This window comes from Pseudoalteromonas sp. SR45-6, assembly GCF_014163545.1.
Taxonomy (GTDB): Bacteria; Pseudomonadota; Gammaproteobacteria; order Enterobacterales; family Alteromonadaceae; genus Pseudoalteromonas; species Pseudoalteromonas rhizosphaerae.
The window spans coordinates 1-16,353 of the sequence record NZ_JACJDM010000027.1 but is presented as its reverse complement, the minus strand read 5'-3'; the positions used below and the strand labels follow the sequence as shown (position 1 = coordinate 16,353).

The following is a 16,353-nucleotide window of genomic DNA, read 5'->3' as shown; positions in this document are numbered from 1 at the left end:
AATGGGATATCAATTTTGACTTTGTTGAATGAGTAAAAGTAATTCTGCGGTTGCGCTGGCATCAGCGAGTGCTCGGTGATGGCTTATTAGGTTTAAGTCAAAATGCGCACTGAGGTTACCTAAAGAGTATGATTTTAAACCAGCAAACGCTTTGCGAGATTCAACCACAGTACATAATTTTGGCATTTTAAAGTGGATACCCGCCATTTCACATTCTTTACGAATAAAGCCGTAATCAAAGTTTACATTGTGAGCCACAAAAATAGTGCCTTTTAGTTTATTAAGTAAAGTCTCAGCTATTTCAGTAAAGCGTGGTGCAGTTGCTACCATTGCGTCATTAATACCTGTTAAAGACACTATAAACTTAGGAATGCGCATTTGCGGGTTGATAAGTGTTGACCAAGTATCAATTACTTTGCCGTGTTGCATTTTGACTATGCCAATTTCGGTGATCCGATTGCCGCCCTTTAAACTACCGGTGGTTTCAATATCGACCACGCTGTAAATACGATTGGGATCATTAACCCATTTTACGGCCGCAATGTGTACATTGAATCCAGTACTTTTTAGGCAATCAATCGTTGTTAACTGATTACGTCTTAATTTATCACCTGGGGCTTTTACTTCTTCAAAATGGAGTTTATGAGCATTTAGCACCATCAAATCAGGGTAACCATCTTTAAGCTGCATAAAGCGCATGGTCATATTCTTTAAGTGACTTTTTAGCGCTGCTAATGAGCTATTTAAAATCAGCACTTCTAATGGTCGTAATAGCTCGCTATGCCAGCGAAACAGCCCATTAGCTTGCTCAAAATAACGGGCGGCACTTTTACAAACGTGTTTTAGTAAATCATCCGGTGTTTGCCAGTTTGCTAGTAGTGCTTCAATTTGTTGGTGTTGGGTATGATAAAAGCAGTCGGTTCTCAATGATTGTGGAAACATATCAAACTCATTGCAAGGTGGGGTGGGAGTATCTATATAAAGCTCGCGCCAAAAAACTAAACCAAAAAGGCTCTGCCAAAGCGTATTTTCGGTATAAAAAACAGTTAACCCTTGTTGAGTGTAGTGTTCTGTAACACCTTGCTCTACATCGTTTCGATAAACTTCATCAATTTCAATAACACATTGCGTATCGGCGAGCATTGCACTTAAGCGAGAGCGAGTTTGCTTGTTAAATTTACGCATTAAAAAGTCATCAGCAAAATACAGTAAATCATCAGTGAGCGGATCTTCGATGATGGTTTCAAGCTGGATTTTTACCCACTCTTTATTACCTTGGCGGTATTGCTCGCGTATTTGTAATTCAGTTGCTTCAGCGCTATTTTCACAGGCATTTAAAAGTGTAAAACACAGCTCAATATTATATTTTTTTAGTTGTTGGTGAAGTCGTAAAAGGAGCTTGTTTTTAAGGTTGACTGCTAATGTACCTTCGGCCGGTTGATTAATAAGCTCAATAGCTAAAGCTTGATATTCGTCATCACTTTGCGCGCTTTTAAATGCCATGCGATAACGATTTAGCGCGTAGTTAGATTGCGCCTCTTCACGTGTATCAAAGCGAGCTAAACTTACTGTATGGTTTTCTCGTGTGGTTCTTAGGCCCAAATCACGCAGTACAAAGCTATTTTGATGGTTAATATCACCAGTGCTTAAGCGGCCTATGTATAGAAATTCAAAGTATTCATACACAGCAAAGCGGTTATTAATAACAAACTGGTTATAAAGGCAGGTTAAATGTTCCGGCTTAGTAGCAAAAAAATCGCAAGTCTGTGCTACTAATTGCGCTTTAGTAACGCTTTTTTTAATACTAGGTTGGATATCGAAAGGCGCAAGTAGTGCTAGCAATGCGGGTTTAGTTAGATGTGCGAGTACGTGTTGATAGTCAGTGTAATTTGGATGACTAATGAGCTGTGCTGTTTTTAGCTCTTCGAGTGCCAGTGCAGGGCTGTCTATTTCATTATAATTAAGTGTGGTGATTGCTACGAGTAAAGGTTTACGAGAATAAATGCGTGCCAGCATGCACTGGCCTTGCTCAGTAAGTCGGTTTGCTTTATTAATGAAATCGACGTGTTTTTGCTCTAATAAGTGTCTGCATTGAGTGTCGATAAATGTTATTAGCTCTTTAAAGTGGGCTAAATAATATTTTTCGGGTAATTCTTTTTTCATAACACACACCGTAACTGTATAAAAAAACAGTATCTAGCATTTGCTTTAAGTAATCAAGAGTCGGTTAGTTGTTTTAGAATATCAGCCATAACTTGATTGTTATATTGATGGACGATGCGTTGACTCTTAAAAAGCTGTGGTAATTCAATTAACAAAACGACGATGATTAAAAATACGCCAAAGCTATAAATAGTGAGTATGCCAATTAGCATCAGCGTTAAATTCACCGCACCACGTTGAAATCTACCTAAGTAAAAGTGGTGTAAACCTGCGGCAAAAAACCAATTCAGTACCGCATAAGTATCAGGGTCTTTAACGAGACGCTTTTCTTGCTGGTAAAATAGTTTACGCTGTTCAGGGGACAATGCATTTACTTCTGAACGAAGCTGCTCTTCTTGAGCATTTAGTTGTTCTGATGTCATGGCATTAATAAGCCTTAAGGAAGTGGATCGGATTTTACGGTTACACAGTCGGGGTTATTGCAACGCCGTATTCTTTTTACGCCAATAAACAGACCTTTCACTAGCCCATATTTAGTAATTGCTTGATGAGTAAACTCTGAGCAGGAAGGACTGAAATTACAACTAATATTAAAATGTGCCTTAGCGCCGCCATTTTTTTGATAGCGGCGAATTGCACTAAGCGTCATTGCTTTAAGCACGGTTTCTGCCTAACGTTAAGATCACAGCTTCGCGTGACCAAAATAGCAAAAAACGTTTGCTTTCGATAACCTGAAATACCAGTTGCCAGCCATTTTGTGCTTCATCATTAAGTGTTGCTTCTAGCCTTTTAAGTGGTAACCCGCTCGAACCTAGCAGCAATGTGCCACAGCCACCTTCAACAACATGCAATACTTTATATTCATTAAAATTAGACATCGAGTTTCCTATAGTTTGTTTTTTTTGATAGATAATTCTGTGATTTTAAAAGTGACACCTGAGACTAACCAGATATGATTTTCAACCTAATATAGCTGATTTTTGTATCATTTACTTAAAAAACAGCTGTTTTTCAATTTTTTTCGCAACTTTTTTCTAAGCCGATTTATCAACGCTAGTACAGTTACTTAGGGTCACTTAGCTCTCTTCATTTTAGCCTATTCACAGTTTGTCAACCTTGAATTATCAGTTCCATTACTTTAATCTTTATTTTTATTGAACGTTCAATTAATAAAAATATGCCTAAAGTTGGAATGGAACCTGTCCGTCGTCAGCAGCTAATTGACGCTACTATTAGTTCGGTTGCTGAATTTGGCTTACAAGCAACAACCATTAATAGTATCAGTAAAAAAGCAGGATTATCGTCGGGCATTATTAGTCATTATTTTGGTGGTAAGCAGGGCTTGATAGAAGCCACTGTGCGTTATTTATTAACCAATCTAAAACACGAGCTGATCAAACAAGTAACGCCAACAACGACCCCTGAGCAAAGGTTAATGCTGATAATAGAAGCTAACTTTGCCAGATTACAACAGCGCAGCGATACCACTAAAACTTGGTTAAGCTTTTGGGCGCAATCGATGCACGATGTTCAGTTGCATCGCTTACAGAACGTAAATAGCCGACGACTTCTTAGTAATTTAGTCAGCTCATTTAAACAATTGATGGGTGATGATGAAGCCAAACTTGCAGCGCAATTATGTGCGGCAATGATCGATGGCTTATGGTTAAGAGCGGTACTAAGTAAGTCTGATCAAGATCAATTTGCACATTGTGAACAGCTAGCAAAAAACTTTGTATGTTCACTTATCAAACAGTATGGAGCTTAATGTGACAACACCTGTTTATCAAAACTTTATCAATGGTCACTTTTTAAAAAATCAAAGTGGCGAAACATTTGCAGTTAAAAACCCAGCAACAGATGACGTAATTTATTATGTAGAAGTGGCAGATGCGTTTATTCAAAATGCGGCTATTCAAAGTGCTAAACAAGGATTTGCTGCATGGTCAACTATGAGTCCGATTGAACGTAGTCGTATCTTACTAAAAGCGGTTGCATTATTGCGCGAGCGTAATGATTTACTTGCAAAAATAGAAGTGCTAGATACCGGTAAACCATGGCAAGAAGCCGAGTGTGTTGATGTGCAAACTGGCGCTGATGTAATCGAGTATTTTGCAGGGCTAGCACCTGCCCAAGTTGGCCAGCAGCAAATGGTTGGCGAAGATTTTTATTATACCCGTAAAGAGCCATTAGGGATTTGTGCCGGAATCGGTGCGTGGAACTACCCGCTGCAAATCGCTTGTTGGAAATCAGGCCCAGCTTTGGCTGCCGGAAATGCATTTATTTTTAAACCTTCTGAAGAAACGCCACTTGGCGCAATTAAGCTTGCCGAAATATTCATCGAAGCGGGTGTACCTGCAGGCGTGTTCAACGTGGTGCAAGGTGCAGCAGAAGTTGGCCAGTGGTTAACACAATCAGCTGATATTGAGAAAGTATCGTTTACCGGCGAAGTAGGCACAGGTAAAAAAGTAGTTGCTAGTGCTGCGGGTTCATTAAAAGATGTCACCATGGAACTTGGTGGTAAATCACCACTGCTAGTATTTGATGATGCCGATATTTCACAGGCAGTAAGTGCTGCAATGTTAGGTAATTTTTATACGCAAGGTGAAATTTGCACTAACTGCACCCGTATTTATGTTCACAAAAATGTTTATCAGCAATTTATTGATGAGCTTAAAACACGCACTGAAGAAAATATTATAGCGGGCGATCCACTCGATCCTAACGTTAACTTTGGCGCATTAATTTCCAAAAAGCATCAACAATTAGTGATGAGCTATATCGATAAAGGCATCAGCGAAGGTGCAACGTTATTAACGGGTGGTAAAACGCTTAGCCCAGCCTCTGCACCAAACGGTTACTTTGTTGCACCAACGGTATTTATTGATTGCACTGATGATATGACGATCGTCAAAGAAGAAATCTTTGGTCCCGTAATGAGCGTATTAACGTTTGATGACGAAGATGATGTAATTCACCGTGCTAACGATACTCACTTAGGCCTTGCTGCAGGCGTGTTTACCAAAGATATTAAGCGCGCACACCGTGTTATTCATCAGCTGCAAGCAGGCATTTGTTGGATCAACAGCTACGGCAATTCGCCAGCAGAAATGCCTGTGGGCGGTTATAAGCAGTCAGGTATCGGTCGTGAAAATGGTATTGAAACACTTGATCATTACACCCAAACTAAATCGATTTATGTCGGTATGACTAATATAGAGAGCCCATTTTAATGACTGCACTAACGTATGATTACATCATAGTGGGTGCAGGGTCGGCAGGCTGTGTACTGGCTAATCGTTTATCCGAAGATAGCAGCAACCGCGTTTTATTATTAGAGACTGGCGGCAGCGATAAAAGCATTTTTATTAAAATGCCTACCGCGCTATCAATTCCGATGAATTCAGATAAATACGCGTGGCAGTTTCATAGTGAAGCTGAACCGTATCTAGATGATCGTCAAATGCACTGCCCGCGTGGCAAAGTGTTAGGTGGCTCATCATCTATTAATGGCATGGTGTATGTACGTGGCCATGCTAAAGACTTTGATGAATGGCAACAACATGGTGCACAAGGGTGGGATTATCAATCCTGTTTACCGTATTTTCAAAAAGCAGAATCATTCTATTTAGGTAAAAACGACTATCGTGGTGATCGTGGCCCTTTGGGTGTGAACAACGGTAATGAAATGGCGAACCCGCTTTATAAAGCCTTTATCAAAGCGGGCCAGCAAGCCGGATATGCAGCCACTGACGATTATAACGCAGCGCAGCAAGAGGGTTTTGGTCCAATGCACATGACCGTTAAAGACGGTGTGCGCAGCTCTGCAAGTCGTGAATATTTAGACCCAGTGAAGTTACGTAAAAACTTAGTTATTGTTACTGGTGCGTTGGCTGAAAAGGTGTTGCTTGAAGGCAAAAAAGCCGTTGGTGTGCAGTACAAAGTTAATGGCGATATTGTTAAAGCAAAGGCCAGTAAAGACGTTATTTTAAGTGCCGGTCCGATTGGTTCACCGCATTTATTGCAACTTTCGGGTATTGGCGACAGCGAAATACTTAAAGCAGTTGGTATCGAGGTTAAGCACCATTTACCCGGAGTTGGGCAAAACCTGCAAGATCACTTGGAGTTTTATTTCCAGTATAAGTGTAAGCAGCCAATTACCTTAAACGGCAAGCTTGGCCTTATTTCAAAGGGCCTTATTGGCGCGCGTTGGTTATTAAACCGCAGTGGCCTTGGGGCGACTAATCATTTTGAATCTTGTGCATTTATTCGCTCAAAACCGGGGGTTGAGTGGCCTGATATTCAATATCACTTTTTACCTGCGGCAATTCGTTATGACGGTAAAAGTGCTTTTGATGGCCATGGTTTTCAAGTCCATGTAGGGCATAACAAGCCTAAAAGCCGCGGTGCAGTAACGATTAAATCGGCTGATCCAACGGTTGCACCTAAGATCCAATTTAACTATTTACAGCATCAAGATGATATTGAAGGGTTTAGAGCCTGTGTGCGTTTAACACGTGAAATCATTGAGCAAAGTGCATTTGATGATTACCGCGATGGCGAAATCCAACCAGGTAAAGAGATTCAAACAGATGAACAAATAGATGCTTTTGTACGTCAGGCAGTTGAGAGTGCTTACCATCCTTCATGTTCATGTAAAATGGGTGAAGATGAACTGGCAGTAGTAAACTCAAACACTCAAGTACATGGCATTGAGGGACTGCATGTGGTGGATTCATCAATCTTCCCAACAGTTCCTAACGGAAATTTAAATGCGCCAACCATTATGGTGGCAGAAAAAGCGGCTGATCTAATTTTAGGTAAGCCACCACTTAGTAAATCGCAAGCAAAGGTTGCTGTTGAATCTCAATGGCAAACTGTGCAGCGTAGTTCGGAGATCTAATAAAGTCACCTGCAGCATACTTTGTGCTGTGGGGCTTGCAGTGGCGCGCATCATAAGTTGTTTGTGGTGCGTTAATGCGAGACTAAAAACACGGAGACATAATGATGTATTTTCATTTATTTTGGGGAGGGAATTATGACCTTATGGCTTAGCGCAGGCATTATTTTCACCCTACTAGCAATTGTTGCAATTTTAGTAAAATGGGGCAATGTAAAGTGTGTTGGCGTCACACCGGTAAGAACATTTACCTTTATCGCCATCTTATTCACATCAGGCTTAGATGTTGGCTTGATCATGTTTCCACTCACTGAGTTTGCAGGTTATGCAGACATAAAAGCAAGCCCAGAGTACGCGTTTGCCAATCCACTAGCTATCGAGTTTGGTTATTGGGGCTTTCTGATCTGGGGATTCTATTTCCTTACGTGCTTTTATTTCTGTGTAATAGAACCTAAAGTGAAATTTTTCGAAATTCCTTGGGTTAAATTAATCAATAATGTAGTTATTATTGGTACTTGTGCCTTCACCGCTTTCTTATTGCTCTCTAACCTACCTTGGTATTTACCTAGTCTAGGTGATGGTGAGTCGATTATTCCGTCATTTTATTTAATTGTATTCGCAGCTATTTGCTTTGCGGTGTATTCAAGCACCGATATTAAATATGTACGTTTTCTAAGTATTTCAACTACCTGGTTATTTATAGCGCTAATTGGTTTTATGTGGTTTGGCGCATTTATGGGCGAAAATGGCCAAGTGTCAGATTTTACAAATAATTTAACGTTAATTGGTAGTTACTTTGGCAATATTAATCAGTTTGTACTGCCACTCAATGATTACCATGAGTTTTATTTATTTTGGTGGTTTGCGTGGAGTATTATGATTGGTCAATTCACATCGCGTTTTGTCGGTGGATTAAAAACCTATCAAGTATTGGGGGCAATGTTAATTTTCCCTTCAATCCCAATCGCAATTTGGTTTGGCGTGCTTTATCAGTATCACGAAGCAGGTATTGCTACACAAGGGATCAAAAATATTGCAATGGTATTTGTTGGCGTAGTGTTTGTGATCAACTCGCTTGATTCACTGATCCGTTTATACACCGACAATATGGGTATGACGGTTAAACGTTTAGGTAAATTTAAATATATTGCGCTAAATGTTGTCGCTCTTTCATTATTAACCCTATTATTTAAGCAGAACTTTCTACAAATCCAGTGGGTCGGGGTGTTAGTGATTGGTTTGTTCTTTGCGTGTGCAGCCTATATTGCCTATAGCAAAGTTAAAACTGTGAGTAACATTGATAGTTCGCCGAAAGACAACAAAATTGACTACACAAAAATTGAATCAGCTAGCTAGATATTAGCTTATACAGTAGCGAAGGAATTAACATGACAACACAAAAAACATTATTAGCAGTCGCATTACCGTTTGCACTTTTTTCAACCTCAGTATTGGCTGATTGGTCAGCAACCGTAACCGGTGCATCAGATTATACCTTTAATGGTGTGAGCCAAACGCAAAACGACCCAGCGTTACAAGGTAGCCTTGATTATTCATTTGGCGAGTCAGGCATGTATGCTGGCACGTGGGCGTCAAACGTTGACTTTGGTGACGACACAAATATTGAATGGGATGCTTACTTCGGTCGCTATGCGCAGTTAAATGAAGCGCTCAGTATTGATTACGGCCTTGCGTATTACAGTTACCATGGGCAAAGCAACTCAAGCGATGGTAACTACTTTGAAGCTTACACTAAATTTGGTTACGCAAGTGAGTTAGGGCAAACAGAGCTTAACTTTTGGTATAGCTGGGATTATTTTGGTACCGGCGCAGGTCATGTGATTTCTATGGTTGCACACACCATTGAACTTGCACCTAATCACGCACTGCGTGCCAGCTTTGATATTTCAAATTCACTCGATGGCGATAAGTTTGCATGGGATACCGATGGTAAATCGTATAACCACTATCGTCTTGCTTATCAAACAAGTTTAGCGGGTTTTGACATTGAGGTAGCGGGCGAGAACACCAGCCTAGATATTGATACTGCAGATGAGCGTATTGTATTGTCTATAGGCCGTACATTCTCACTATAATTACAGTGCTAGGCAATACTTTTTACATGCGCGGCATAAAGCCGCGCATTATATCTATAAGTCATAGATGATTCGTTATCATTTGTTACATAGAAAATAAACTATGTATTGATTAATCGGTGAAACATATAAGGCCATTGTTAAACCGTAAATTTAGCTATTCGTTGTTGCGCTTATCAGTGTTACGCAGCGAGATTTATAATGTCTCGCTGTACTCAGTCATGATCTGTTCAACCCAGTTAGCGATACGCTCATCACTGTGTTCGTATTGGCTGTCTTCATCAAGGGCTAAACCAACGAAGTGTTTGCCATCTTCGGTGAGTGCCTTAGAGGCTTCAAACTCATACGTGCTGTCGTTCGGCCACAATCCTAATAAAGTATATTGTTGGCTACTTATTTCATCATGTAACATACCAAGTGCATCTTGAAACCATTGACCATAACCTTGTTGATCGCCCATGCCAAATAAAGCGATGGTTTTGCCATTGAGATCAACATCTTTAATGTCGTCCCAAATCGACTCCCAATCTTCTTGTAACTCGCCAAAATCCCATGTGGAGATACCAAAGATGATAAAGTCGTAATTTTCTGCATTTTTTAATGGTTCATCTTTGATGTTATGCAGGCTGACAATGTCTTGACCGATAATATCGCGAATTTTTTCTGCTGCTATTTCTGTATAGCATGTGGTAGAACCATAAAATAAACCAATTTGCATCGTATTTATCACTGTGTATTTGCCTGATATGATAGGCTGAAGTTTACCGTAAGGTATTATTAATTGATACCTTGATAACTATGAGAATAACTGTGACCACGTTACCTGATCATGAGTCATTAGACTCAGCCATTACAGATCACGACGAACTACTCGGTAATAGCGATTATCTTGAATCTTTTTTAGATAACCTCTATTTAGAACAACACGTAAGCGATAACACTTTATCTGCGTATCGCAGCGACTTGGATAAATTTTGCCACTTTTTAAAAGGTCAAGATTTGCTCACCGTGAGTGGCCAAGATATTGAAAGCTATTTAGCGCATCGTGTTGATTTAGGTTTAAAGCCTCGCAGTACGGCGCGCAGTATTAGCGCGTTAAAGCGCTTTTACCAATACTTTGTGCGTGAAAAACACATTACTGATTCGCCAATGGTAAATATTGCTCAGCCTAAAGCGGGCCTATCATTGCCGAAAACGTTGTCAGAAAATGAAGTAGAAGCACTTTTGGCGGCGCCTAATGTTGAAGAGCCGATGGGCTTGCGCGACAAAGCTATGTTAGAGCTATTATATGCAACGGGTTTACGGGTTAGCGAGTTAGTTGGGTTGCGTATTGAACAAATTAATTTGCGCCAAGCGGTGGTGTTTGTTAAAGGTAAAGGTAATAAAGAGCGTTTGGTGCCGCTTGGCGAAGAGGCTATGTATTGGCTCGAGCAATTTTTAAAAGTGGGGCGCGCGCAAATGATCAAACATGCCACCGATTTTGTGTTTCCGTCAAAGCGTGGAGTCGGTATGACTCGACAAACTTTTTGGCATCGTATTAAACACTATGCTATTTTGGCAGCAGTTGAATCGCCTTTATCGCCCCATACGTTGCGCCATGCGTTCGCAACACACTTACTAAATCATGGTGCTGACCTAAGGGTTGTACAGATGATGTTAGGGCATAGTGATTTATCAACCACACAAATTTATACCCATGTAGCTAATGAACGGTTAAAATTGGTACATCAACAACATCATCCGCGCGCTTAGTGAGAATTTTTTCGTACTTCGGCGGTCTGAGTAGTTAAGAATTATCAGGATATAAGAGAACATTATGAAAAAGTTAGTATTAGCCGGTGCGATATTAGGCACCAGTATAAGTGCGTTTGCCAATGGCGTTGCAGCCATTCCTGATGCCAACGATCCAATCGTGACTAAGTTTGCAGAGCTAGGTGTTACTGTTAAGCAAATTAGCCCAAGCCCAGTGGCCGGTTTAAAAGAGTTGATCACTGATAAAGGCGTGCTGTATGCAAGCGCAGATGGTCAATACTTAATGCAAGGCACCTTGATTGATTTAAATAACCGTAACAATCTAACCGAGCAAGCGCTTAATGGCGTTCGTAAAGAAGGCCTAGCGCAATACGAAGACTCAATGATTGTTTACAAAGCTAAAAATGAGAAACATAGCATAACTGTGTTTACTGATATTAGCTGTGGTTATTGCCGTAAGTTACACCGCGAGCTTGATGATTTACTTGAAGCGGGTATTACCGTTAAGTATTTAGCGTTTCCACGTGGTGGTTTACAAGGCTCAGGCTATGCAGATCTAATGAATGTTTGGTGTGCTAAAGATCAACAAGAAGCAATGACAGCAGCAAAATCGGGCGCTGATACAAAAGTAATGGCCGGTTGTCATGCCCCAGTTGCAGAACATTATCAGCTTGGCCAAAGTTTTGGCATTAGCGGTACACCAGCAATTATTTTAGAAGATGGTACGATGATCCCAGGTTATCAGCCTGCGGCCGCATTAGCTGCTGCGTTAGACGCTAATAAATCGTCATAGTATTATGCTTTTTATAAAAAGGCCGTTAAGGCCTTTTTTTGTCTTTATTCCTTAATCTAAAAGTACCGCGCCTGCATGAAAAAATTAATTGTTGCTCGTGATCATCATGATGATTCACACCTGCCAAGTCATTTGCACCCTGTTATTAAACAAATTTATGCTAGCCGCCAAGTTAATCATGCCGATGAGCTAAATAATAGCGCAGCCACTTTGCATGACTTCAAATTATTTAAAGACATAGATAAAGCCACCGCTTTACTTCAACATGCTCTGCGAGCGCAAAGTAAAGTGCTGATCGTGGGTGATTTTGATGCCGATGGCGCAACCAGCACCGCTACCTTAATGCAAGGCTTAGCGATGTTTGGTTTTGTTCATTTAGACTATTTAGTGCCAGACAGATTCAGCTTAGGCTATGGTTTAAGTCCCGCGTTGGCCGAGCAAATAGTCACTATGGCACCAGATCTAGTGATCACTGTTGATAATGGTATTTCCTGTATTGCTGGCATCGCAATTGTAAAAGCCGCGGGCATTAAAGTGCTGGTTACCGATCACCACTTGCAAGGCGAACAACTACCCAATGCTGACGCTATCGTTAACCCTAATCGCCATGATTGTGAGTTTCCATCAAAATCAATCGCAGGAGTCGGGGTTGCATTTTATTTATTGATTGCGCTTAGAAGTGCATTGCGTGATGTTGGTCATTTTGCGCAGCAACCACCGCCTAACTTAGCCGATCTGCTTGATATTGTAGCGCTAGGTACGGTTGCTGATGTGGTGGCACTGGATGCCAATAATCGCACCTTAGTTCACCAAGGTCTAGCGCGAATTCGTAGCGGCAAAACACGCCCAGGTATTACAGCGCTGATTGAGGTCGCTAATCGTAACGCAGCGCGTTTAAGCGCCAGTGATTTTGGTTTTTCGCTTGCACCACGCTTAAATGCCGCAGGACGTTTAGATGATATGAGTTTAGGCATAGCTTGCTTACTAGCTACTGATATCAATCAAGCGCGACGCATAGCCGCTGAGCTGGATAGTTTAAACCATGAGCGTCGAGAGATAGAGCAGGGCATGCAACTTGAAGCACAAGCCGTGCTAGATAAGCTCGCTTTTAGCGATGAGCAAACACCGGATGCTATCTGTTTATATCAAGAAGACTGGCATCAAGGTGTGATCGGTATTTTAGCGGGACGTTTAAAAGAGAAATACCACCGCCCAACAGTAATTTTTGCTGGTGGCGACAACGGTGAAATAAAGGGCTCTTGCCGCTCGATTGAAGGCTTGCACATGCGTGACTTGCTTGAGCGCTTAAATACCTTGCATCCACATTTGATCAGTAAATTTGGTGGTCATGCTATGGCGGCCGGTCTGAGCATTAATGAGCAGCACTTTAGTGAGTTTAAACGTGAGTTTGAGCAGGCGGTAAGTGGGCAGTTAAGTGAAGAGCATAAACGCTGTATTATCTTAACCGATGGCGAGCTTGCTGATGACTGCTTTAGCATGGAGTTTGCAAATGTACTCAAACAAGCAGGGCCATGGGGGCAGCAATTTCCAGAACCCGTGTTTGAACACACTTTTGAACTCGTACAGCAGCGCATTGTTGGTGAAAAGCACTTAAAGCTGGTATTAAAACACCGTTCAGGGCGTTTGGTTGATGCTATTGCCTTCGGTATTGATGTGCGCGAGTGGCCTGATACTGAAGCGCGCTTGGTGAAATTGGCCTATCAGCTCGATATCAATGAGTTTAGAGGTAAATTTTCATTACAGTTAATTGTCCGTGAGCTGCAAAAAGTAGCTTAAAAAATATCTATTATCGATGCATAAAGTACTAATAAAACGCACGGTTTTTTGTTAAAATCGGGCGTTTTATTATTTAAAGCAAAATTTAAATAATTATTAGCATAATTTTACCTGGCGATTAGCCGCGTAAACCAGCCATTTTGGAGTAATGTACATGTTTGAAGTGAATCCTGTGATTAATCAAATCAAGGAAATTCGCGAACGTACTGAACTGCTTCGGGGGTACCTTTGACTACGCTCTTAAACAAGAACGTTTAGAAGAAGTTAACGCCGAACTTGAAGATTCAGCCGTATGGAATGAGCCCGAGCGAGCACAAGCACTAGGTCGTGAAAAGTCAGCATTAGAAGCGGTTGTTGAAACTATCGATAATCTAGTAACTGGTACTGACGATGTTGAAGGGTTGCTTGAACTTGCAGTTGAAGCAGAAGATGAAGAGACCTTCAATGAAGCACAAAGCGAACTGACAGACTTAAACGAACAGCTTGAAGGTTTAGAATTTCGTCGCATGTTCTCTGGCGCACATGACGCAAATGATGCTTACCTTGATTTACAATCAGGCTCAGGCGGTACAGAAGCTCAAGACTGGTGTAACATGTTATTACGCATGTATTTACGCTGGGGTGAAGCCAAAGGCTTTAAAGTTGAACTGGTAGAGGCCACTGACGGTGATGTTGCCGGTATTAAAGGCGCAACCGTGCGCTTTGTTGGTGAATACGCGTATGGCTGGTTACGTACAGAAACTGGGGTTCATCGTTTAGTACGTAAAAGCCCATTTGATTCAAGTGGCCGTCGTCATACCTCGTTTGCTTCTGCATTTGTTTATCCAGAAGTTGACGATAATATTGAGATTGATATTAATCCGGCTGATTTACGTATCGACGTATACCGTGCATCAGGCGCGGGTGGTCAGCACGTAAATACCACAGAATCTGCGGTACGTATTACCCACGTACCGACAAATACGGTAGTGCAGTGTCAGAACGAACGCTCTCAACATAAAAATAAAGCACAAGCGATGAAGCAGTTAAAAGCGAAGTTATTTGAGCTTGAGCTACAGCAGCAAAATGCTGAAAAGCAAACCCAAGAAGATGCCAAATCTGACATCGGCTGGGGCAGTCAAATACGTTCATACGTACTTGATGATGCGCGCATTAAAGATTTACGTACCGGCGTTGAAAACCGTAATACCCAATCGGTACTTGACGGCAATTTAGATAAATTTATTGAAGCCAGCTTAAAATCTGGCCTATAACCACCAAGCTAAAAAAGAGCTAAAAAATGACTGATCAAATCCAAGACGAAAATAAGTTAATCGCTGAGCGTCGTGGCAAATTAGACGCTATTCGCGCCAATTGCCCTGCTAACGGTCATCCAAATCAATTCCGTCGTGAGCATTACACGGCAGACTTACAGGCCGAGTTTGGTGATAAGAGTAAAGAAGAATTAGTAGAGCTTAACCACGTTGTGTCTATCGCGGGTCGTATCCTAGCTAAACGCGGACCATTCTTTGTAATTCAAGACATGAAAGGTCGTGTGCAAGCGTATGCATCAAAAGATGTCCAAAAAGATCTGAAAGAAAAATACGGTCAATTAGACACTGGCGATATCATTGGTGTTAAAGGCGCGCTTAATAAATCAGGTAAAGGCGATTTATACGTAGAAATGACAGAGTATCAATTACTGACTAAGTCACTACGTCCACTTCCTGAAAAATTCCATGGCTTATCTGATCAAGAAACTAAATACCGCCAACGTTATGTTGATTTGATCACTAATGAAGCAACCCGTGAAACGTTCCGTATTCGTTCACAAGTAGTTGAAGGTATTCGTCGCTTCTTAGCAGATCGTGACTTTATGGAAGTTGAAACGCCAATGCTACAGGTTATCCCTGGTGGTGCATCTGCGCGTCCATTCGTGACTCATCACAATGCACTTGATATCGATATGTACTTACGTATTGCACCAGAGCTTTACTTAAAACGTTTAGTAGTAGGTGGTTTTGACCGTGTATTTGAAATTAACCGTAACTTCCGTAACGAAGGGTTATCAACGCGTCACAACCCAGAATTCACTATGATCGAATTCTACCAAGCCTACGCTGATTACATTGACCTGATGAACATCACCGAAGACATGTTGCGTACTGTTGCGACTAACGTATTGGGTAGCCCAATTGTGGTTAATACGACTAAAAACGAGAACGGCGAAGTGGTTGACTCAGTAGAGTATGACTTTGGCCAACCGTTTACCCGTTTAAGTATGGCGGATGCGATTTTAAAATATAATCCTGAGTTTAATGCTGCAGTATTCAATGATCCAGAAAATCACTTTGACGAATTAAAAGCGTACGCAAAGCAAGTGCACGTTAAAATTCCTGAAAATTGTGTGTGGGGCCCAGGTAAGTTCTTATGTGAAATATTTGAAGAAACAGCAGAGCACATGCTTATTCAACCTACTTTCATCACCGGTTACCCGTGGGAAGTATCACCACTTGCTCGTCGTAACGATGAAAACCCATTTGTTACTGACCGTTTTGAATTCTTTGTTGGTGGCCGTGAGCTTGCAAATGGTTTCTCTGAGCTTAATGATGCACAAGATCAAGCTGAGCGCTTTACTCGCCAAGTGGAAGAAAAAGACGCCGGCGATGATGAAGCAATGCACTACGACGAAGATTACATTCGCGCGCTAGAGTATGGCCTTCCGCCTACGGCAGGTGAGGGGATTGGTATCGACCGTTTAGTGATGCTATTTACTGACTCATCAACAATTAAAGATGTTATCTTGTTCCCGCATATGCGCCCACAAGCTGACTAATGCTATGTTAGATTAAGTTGATATTATAAACGCCGCT

Annotated in this window: 15 protein-coding genes; 10 read left to right on the top strand and 5 right to left on the bottom strand. The window is 41.3% G+C overall.

The window, feature by feature from the left end; genetic code table 11:
- Window positions 1–9 precede the first annotated feature (9 nt).
- From H5158_RS12590 to H5158_RS12575, 4 genes are read right to left on the bottom strand one after another with little or no spacing between them, the layout of a single operon-like run.
- A complete protein-coding gene (locus H5158_RS12590) occupies window positions 10–2,163 on the bottom strand; it encodes an exonuclease domain-containing protein (RefSeq protein WP_182740132.1) in 2,154 nt (717 codons plus the stop codon).
- Window positions 2,164–2,216: 53 nt separating this feature from the next.
- Window positions 2,217–2,585, bottom strand: a complete 369-nt coding sequence (locus tag H5158_RS12585; RefSeq protein WP_182718001.1) for a TM2 domain-containing protein — start codon at window positions 2,583–2,585, stop codon at window positions 2,217–2,219.
- Window positions 2,586–2,599: 14 nt separating this feature from the next.
- Entirely contained in the window at window positions 2,600–2,812 is a 213-nt protein-coding gene (yidD, locus tag H5158_RS12580; RefSeq protein WP_220491300.1) for a membrane protein insertion efficiency factor YidD, read from the bottom strand.
- Between the two features lie 4 nt (window positions 2,813–2,816).
- Complete coding sequence (locus tag H5158_RS12575; protein WP_145240804.1) at window positions 2,817–3,041, bottom strand: DUF4177 domain-containing protein; 225 nt, start codon at window positions 3,039–3,041, stop codon at window positions 2,817–2,819.
- Window positions 3,042–3,340: 299 nt separating this feature from the next.
- Between H5158_RS12575 and betI the strand changes: the two genes are divergently transcribed.
- The 5 genes from betI (at window position 3,341) to H5158_RS12550 (ending at window position 9,159) form a co-directional block, all read left to right on the top strand.
- A complete protein-coding gene (gene betI / locus H5158_RS12570) occupies window positions 3,341–3,931 on the top strand; it encodes a transcriptional regulator BetI (protein ID WP_145240806.1) in 591 nt (196 codons plus the stop codon).
- 1 nt (window position 3,932) lies between these two features.
- Window positions 3,933–5,396, top strand: coding sequence for a betaine-aldehyde dehydrogenase (gene betB, locus H5158_RS12565; protein ID WP_145240808.1), 1,464 nt, complete (start codon window positions 3,933–3,935; stop codon window positions 5,394–5,396).
- Window positions 5,396–7,066 carry a choline dehydrogenase gene (gene betA / locus H5158_RS12560; RefSeq protein ID WP_182740131.1) on the top strand — a complete coding sequence of 557 codons (1,671 nt, stop codon included), beginning with the start codon at window positions 5,396–5,398 and terminating at the stop codon, window positions 7,064–7,066. The genes betB and betA overlap by 1 nt, the downstream gene beginning before the upstream one ends.
- Before the next feature lie 135 nt (window positions 7,067–7,201).
- A complete protein-coding gene (locus H5158_RS12555; RefSeq protein ID WP_149981751.1) occupies window positions 7,202–8,419 on the top strand; it encodes a BCCT family transporter in 1,218 nt (405 codons plus the stop codon).
- A gap of 32 nt (window positions 8,420–8,451) precedes the next feature.
- Complete coding sequence (locus H5158_RS12550) at window positions 8,452–9,159, top strand: TorF family putative porin (RefSeq protein ID WP_145240814.1); 708 nt, start codon at window positions 8,452–8,454, stop codon at window positions 9,157–9,159.
- Between the two features lie 196 nt (window positions 9,160–9,355).
- On the opposite strand, the gene fldB is transcribed toward H5158_RS12550, so the two are convergent.
- The gene (gene fldB, locus H5158_RS12545) at window positions 9,356–9,877 is read right to left on the bottom strand and encodes a flavodoxin FldB (protein ID WP_149981789.1); all 522 of its coding nucleotides are present in this window, start codon (window positions 9,875–9,877) and stop codon (window positions 9,356–9,358) included.
- 80 nt (window positions 9,878–9,957) lie between these two features.
- Between fldB and xerD the strand changes: the two genes are divergently transcribed.
- From xerD to lysS, 5 genes are all read left to right on the top strand, one after another.
- Complete coding sequence (gene xerD / locus H5158_RS12540) at window positions 9,958–10,911, top strand: site-specific tyrosine recombinase XerD (protein ID WP_220491296.1); 954 nt, start codon at window positions 9,958–9,960, stop codon at window positions 10,909–10,911.
- Between the two features lie 64 nt (window positions 10,912–10,975).
- Window positions 10,976–11,704, top strand: coding sequence for a bifunctional protein-disulfide isomerase/oxidoreductase DsbC (gene dsbC, locus H5158_RS12535; RefSeq protein WP_145240834.1), 729 nt, complete (start codon window positions 10,976–10,978; stop codon window positions 11,702–11,704).
- Between the two features lie 75 nt (window positions 11,705–11,779).
- On the top strand, window positions 11,780–13,501 hold the full coding sequence (gene recJ, locus H5158_RS12530; RefSeq protein ID WP_182740130.1) for a single-stranded-DNA-specific exonuclease RecJ: 1,722 nt from the start codon (window positions 11,780–11,782) through the stop codon (window positions 13,499–13,501).
- A 154-nt stretch (window positions 13,502–13,655) separates the two neighbouring features.
- A protein-coding gene (prfB, locus tag H5158_RS12525; RefSeq protein WP_145240838.1) for a peptide chain release factor 2 occupies window positions 13,656–14,754 on the top strand; the annotation gives its coding sequence in 2 pieces (ribosomal slippage) (window positions 13,656–13,730 and window positions 13,732–14,754; 1,098 coding nt in all).
- Between the two features lie 26 nt (window positions 14,755–14,780).
- On the top strand, window positions 14,781–16,316 hold the full coding sequence (gene lysS / locus H5158_RS12520) for a lysine--tRNA ligase (RefSeq protein ID WP_145240841.1): 1,536 nt from the start codon (window positions 14,781–14,783) through the stop codon (window positions 16,314–16,316).
- Window positions 16,317–16,353: the final 37 nt, after the last annotated feature.

What these genes read in the sequence shown, in the direction of transcription:
- yidD (WP_220491300.1), bottom strand. Translation starts at nt 2,812, where the DNA reads ATGACGCTTAGTGCAATTCGCCGCTATCAAAAAAATGGCGGCGCTAAG.
- H5158_RS12555 (WP_149981751.1), top strand. Translation starts at nt 7,202, where the DNA reads ATGACCTTATGGCTTAGCGCAGGCATTATTTTCACCCTACTAGCAATT.
- H5158_RS12550 (WP_145240814.1), top strand. Translation starts at nt 8,452, where the DNA reads ATGACAACACAAAAAACATTATTAGCAGTCGCATTACCGTTTGCACTT.
- xerD (WP_220491296.1), top strand. Translation starts at nt 9,958, where the DNA reads ATGAGAATAACTGTGACCACGTTACCTGATCATGAGTCATTAGACTCA.
- lysS (WP_145240841.1), top strand. Translation starts at nt 14,781, where the DNA reads ATGACTGATCAAATCCAAGACGAAAATAAGTTAATCGCTGAGCGTCGT.
- H5158_RS12575 (WP_145240804.1), bottom strand. Translation starts at nt 3,041, where the DNA reads ATGTCTAATTTTAATGAATATAAAGTATTGCATGTTGTTGAAGGTGGC.
- dsbC (WP_145240834.1), top strand. Translation starts at nt 10,976, where the DNA reads ATGAAAAAGTTAGTATTAGCCGGTGCGATATTAGGCACCAGTATAAGT.
- betA (WP_182740131.1), top strand. Translation starts at nt 5,396, where the DNA reads ATGACTGCACTAACGTATGATTACATCATAGTGGGTGCAGGGTCGGCA.
- recJ (WP_182740130.1), top strand. Translation starts at nt 11,780, where the DNA reads ATGAAAAAATTAATTGTTGCTCGTGATCATCATGATGATTCACACCTG.
- H5158_RS12590 (WP_182740132.1), bottom strand. Translation starts at nt 2,163, where the DNA reads ATGAAAAAAGAATTACCCGAAAAATATTATTTAGCCCACTTTAAAGAG.
- fldB (WP_149981789.1), bottom strand. Translation starts at nt 9,877, where the DNA reads ATGCAAATTGGTTTATTTTATGGTTCTACCACATGCTATACAGAAATA.
- betI (WP_145240806.1), top strand. Translation starts at nt 3,341, where the DNA reads ATGCCTAAAGTTGGAATGGAACCTGTCCGTCGTCAGCAGCTAATTGAC.
- H5158_RS12585 (WP_182718001.1), bottom strand. Translation starts at nt 2,585, where the DNA reads ATGACATCAGAACAACTAAATGCTCAAGAAGAGCAGCTTCGTTCAGAA.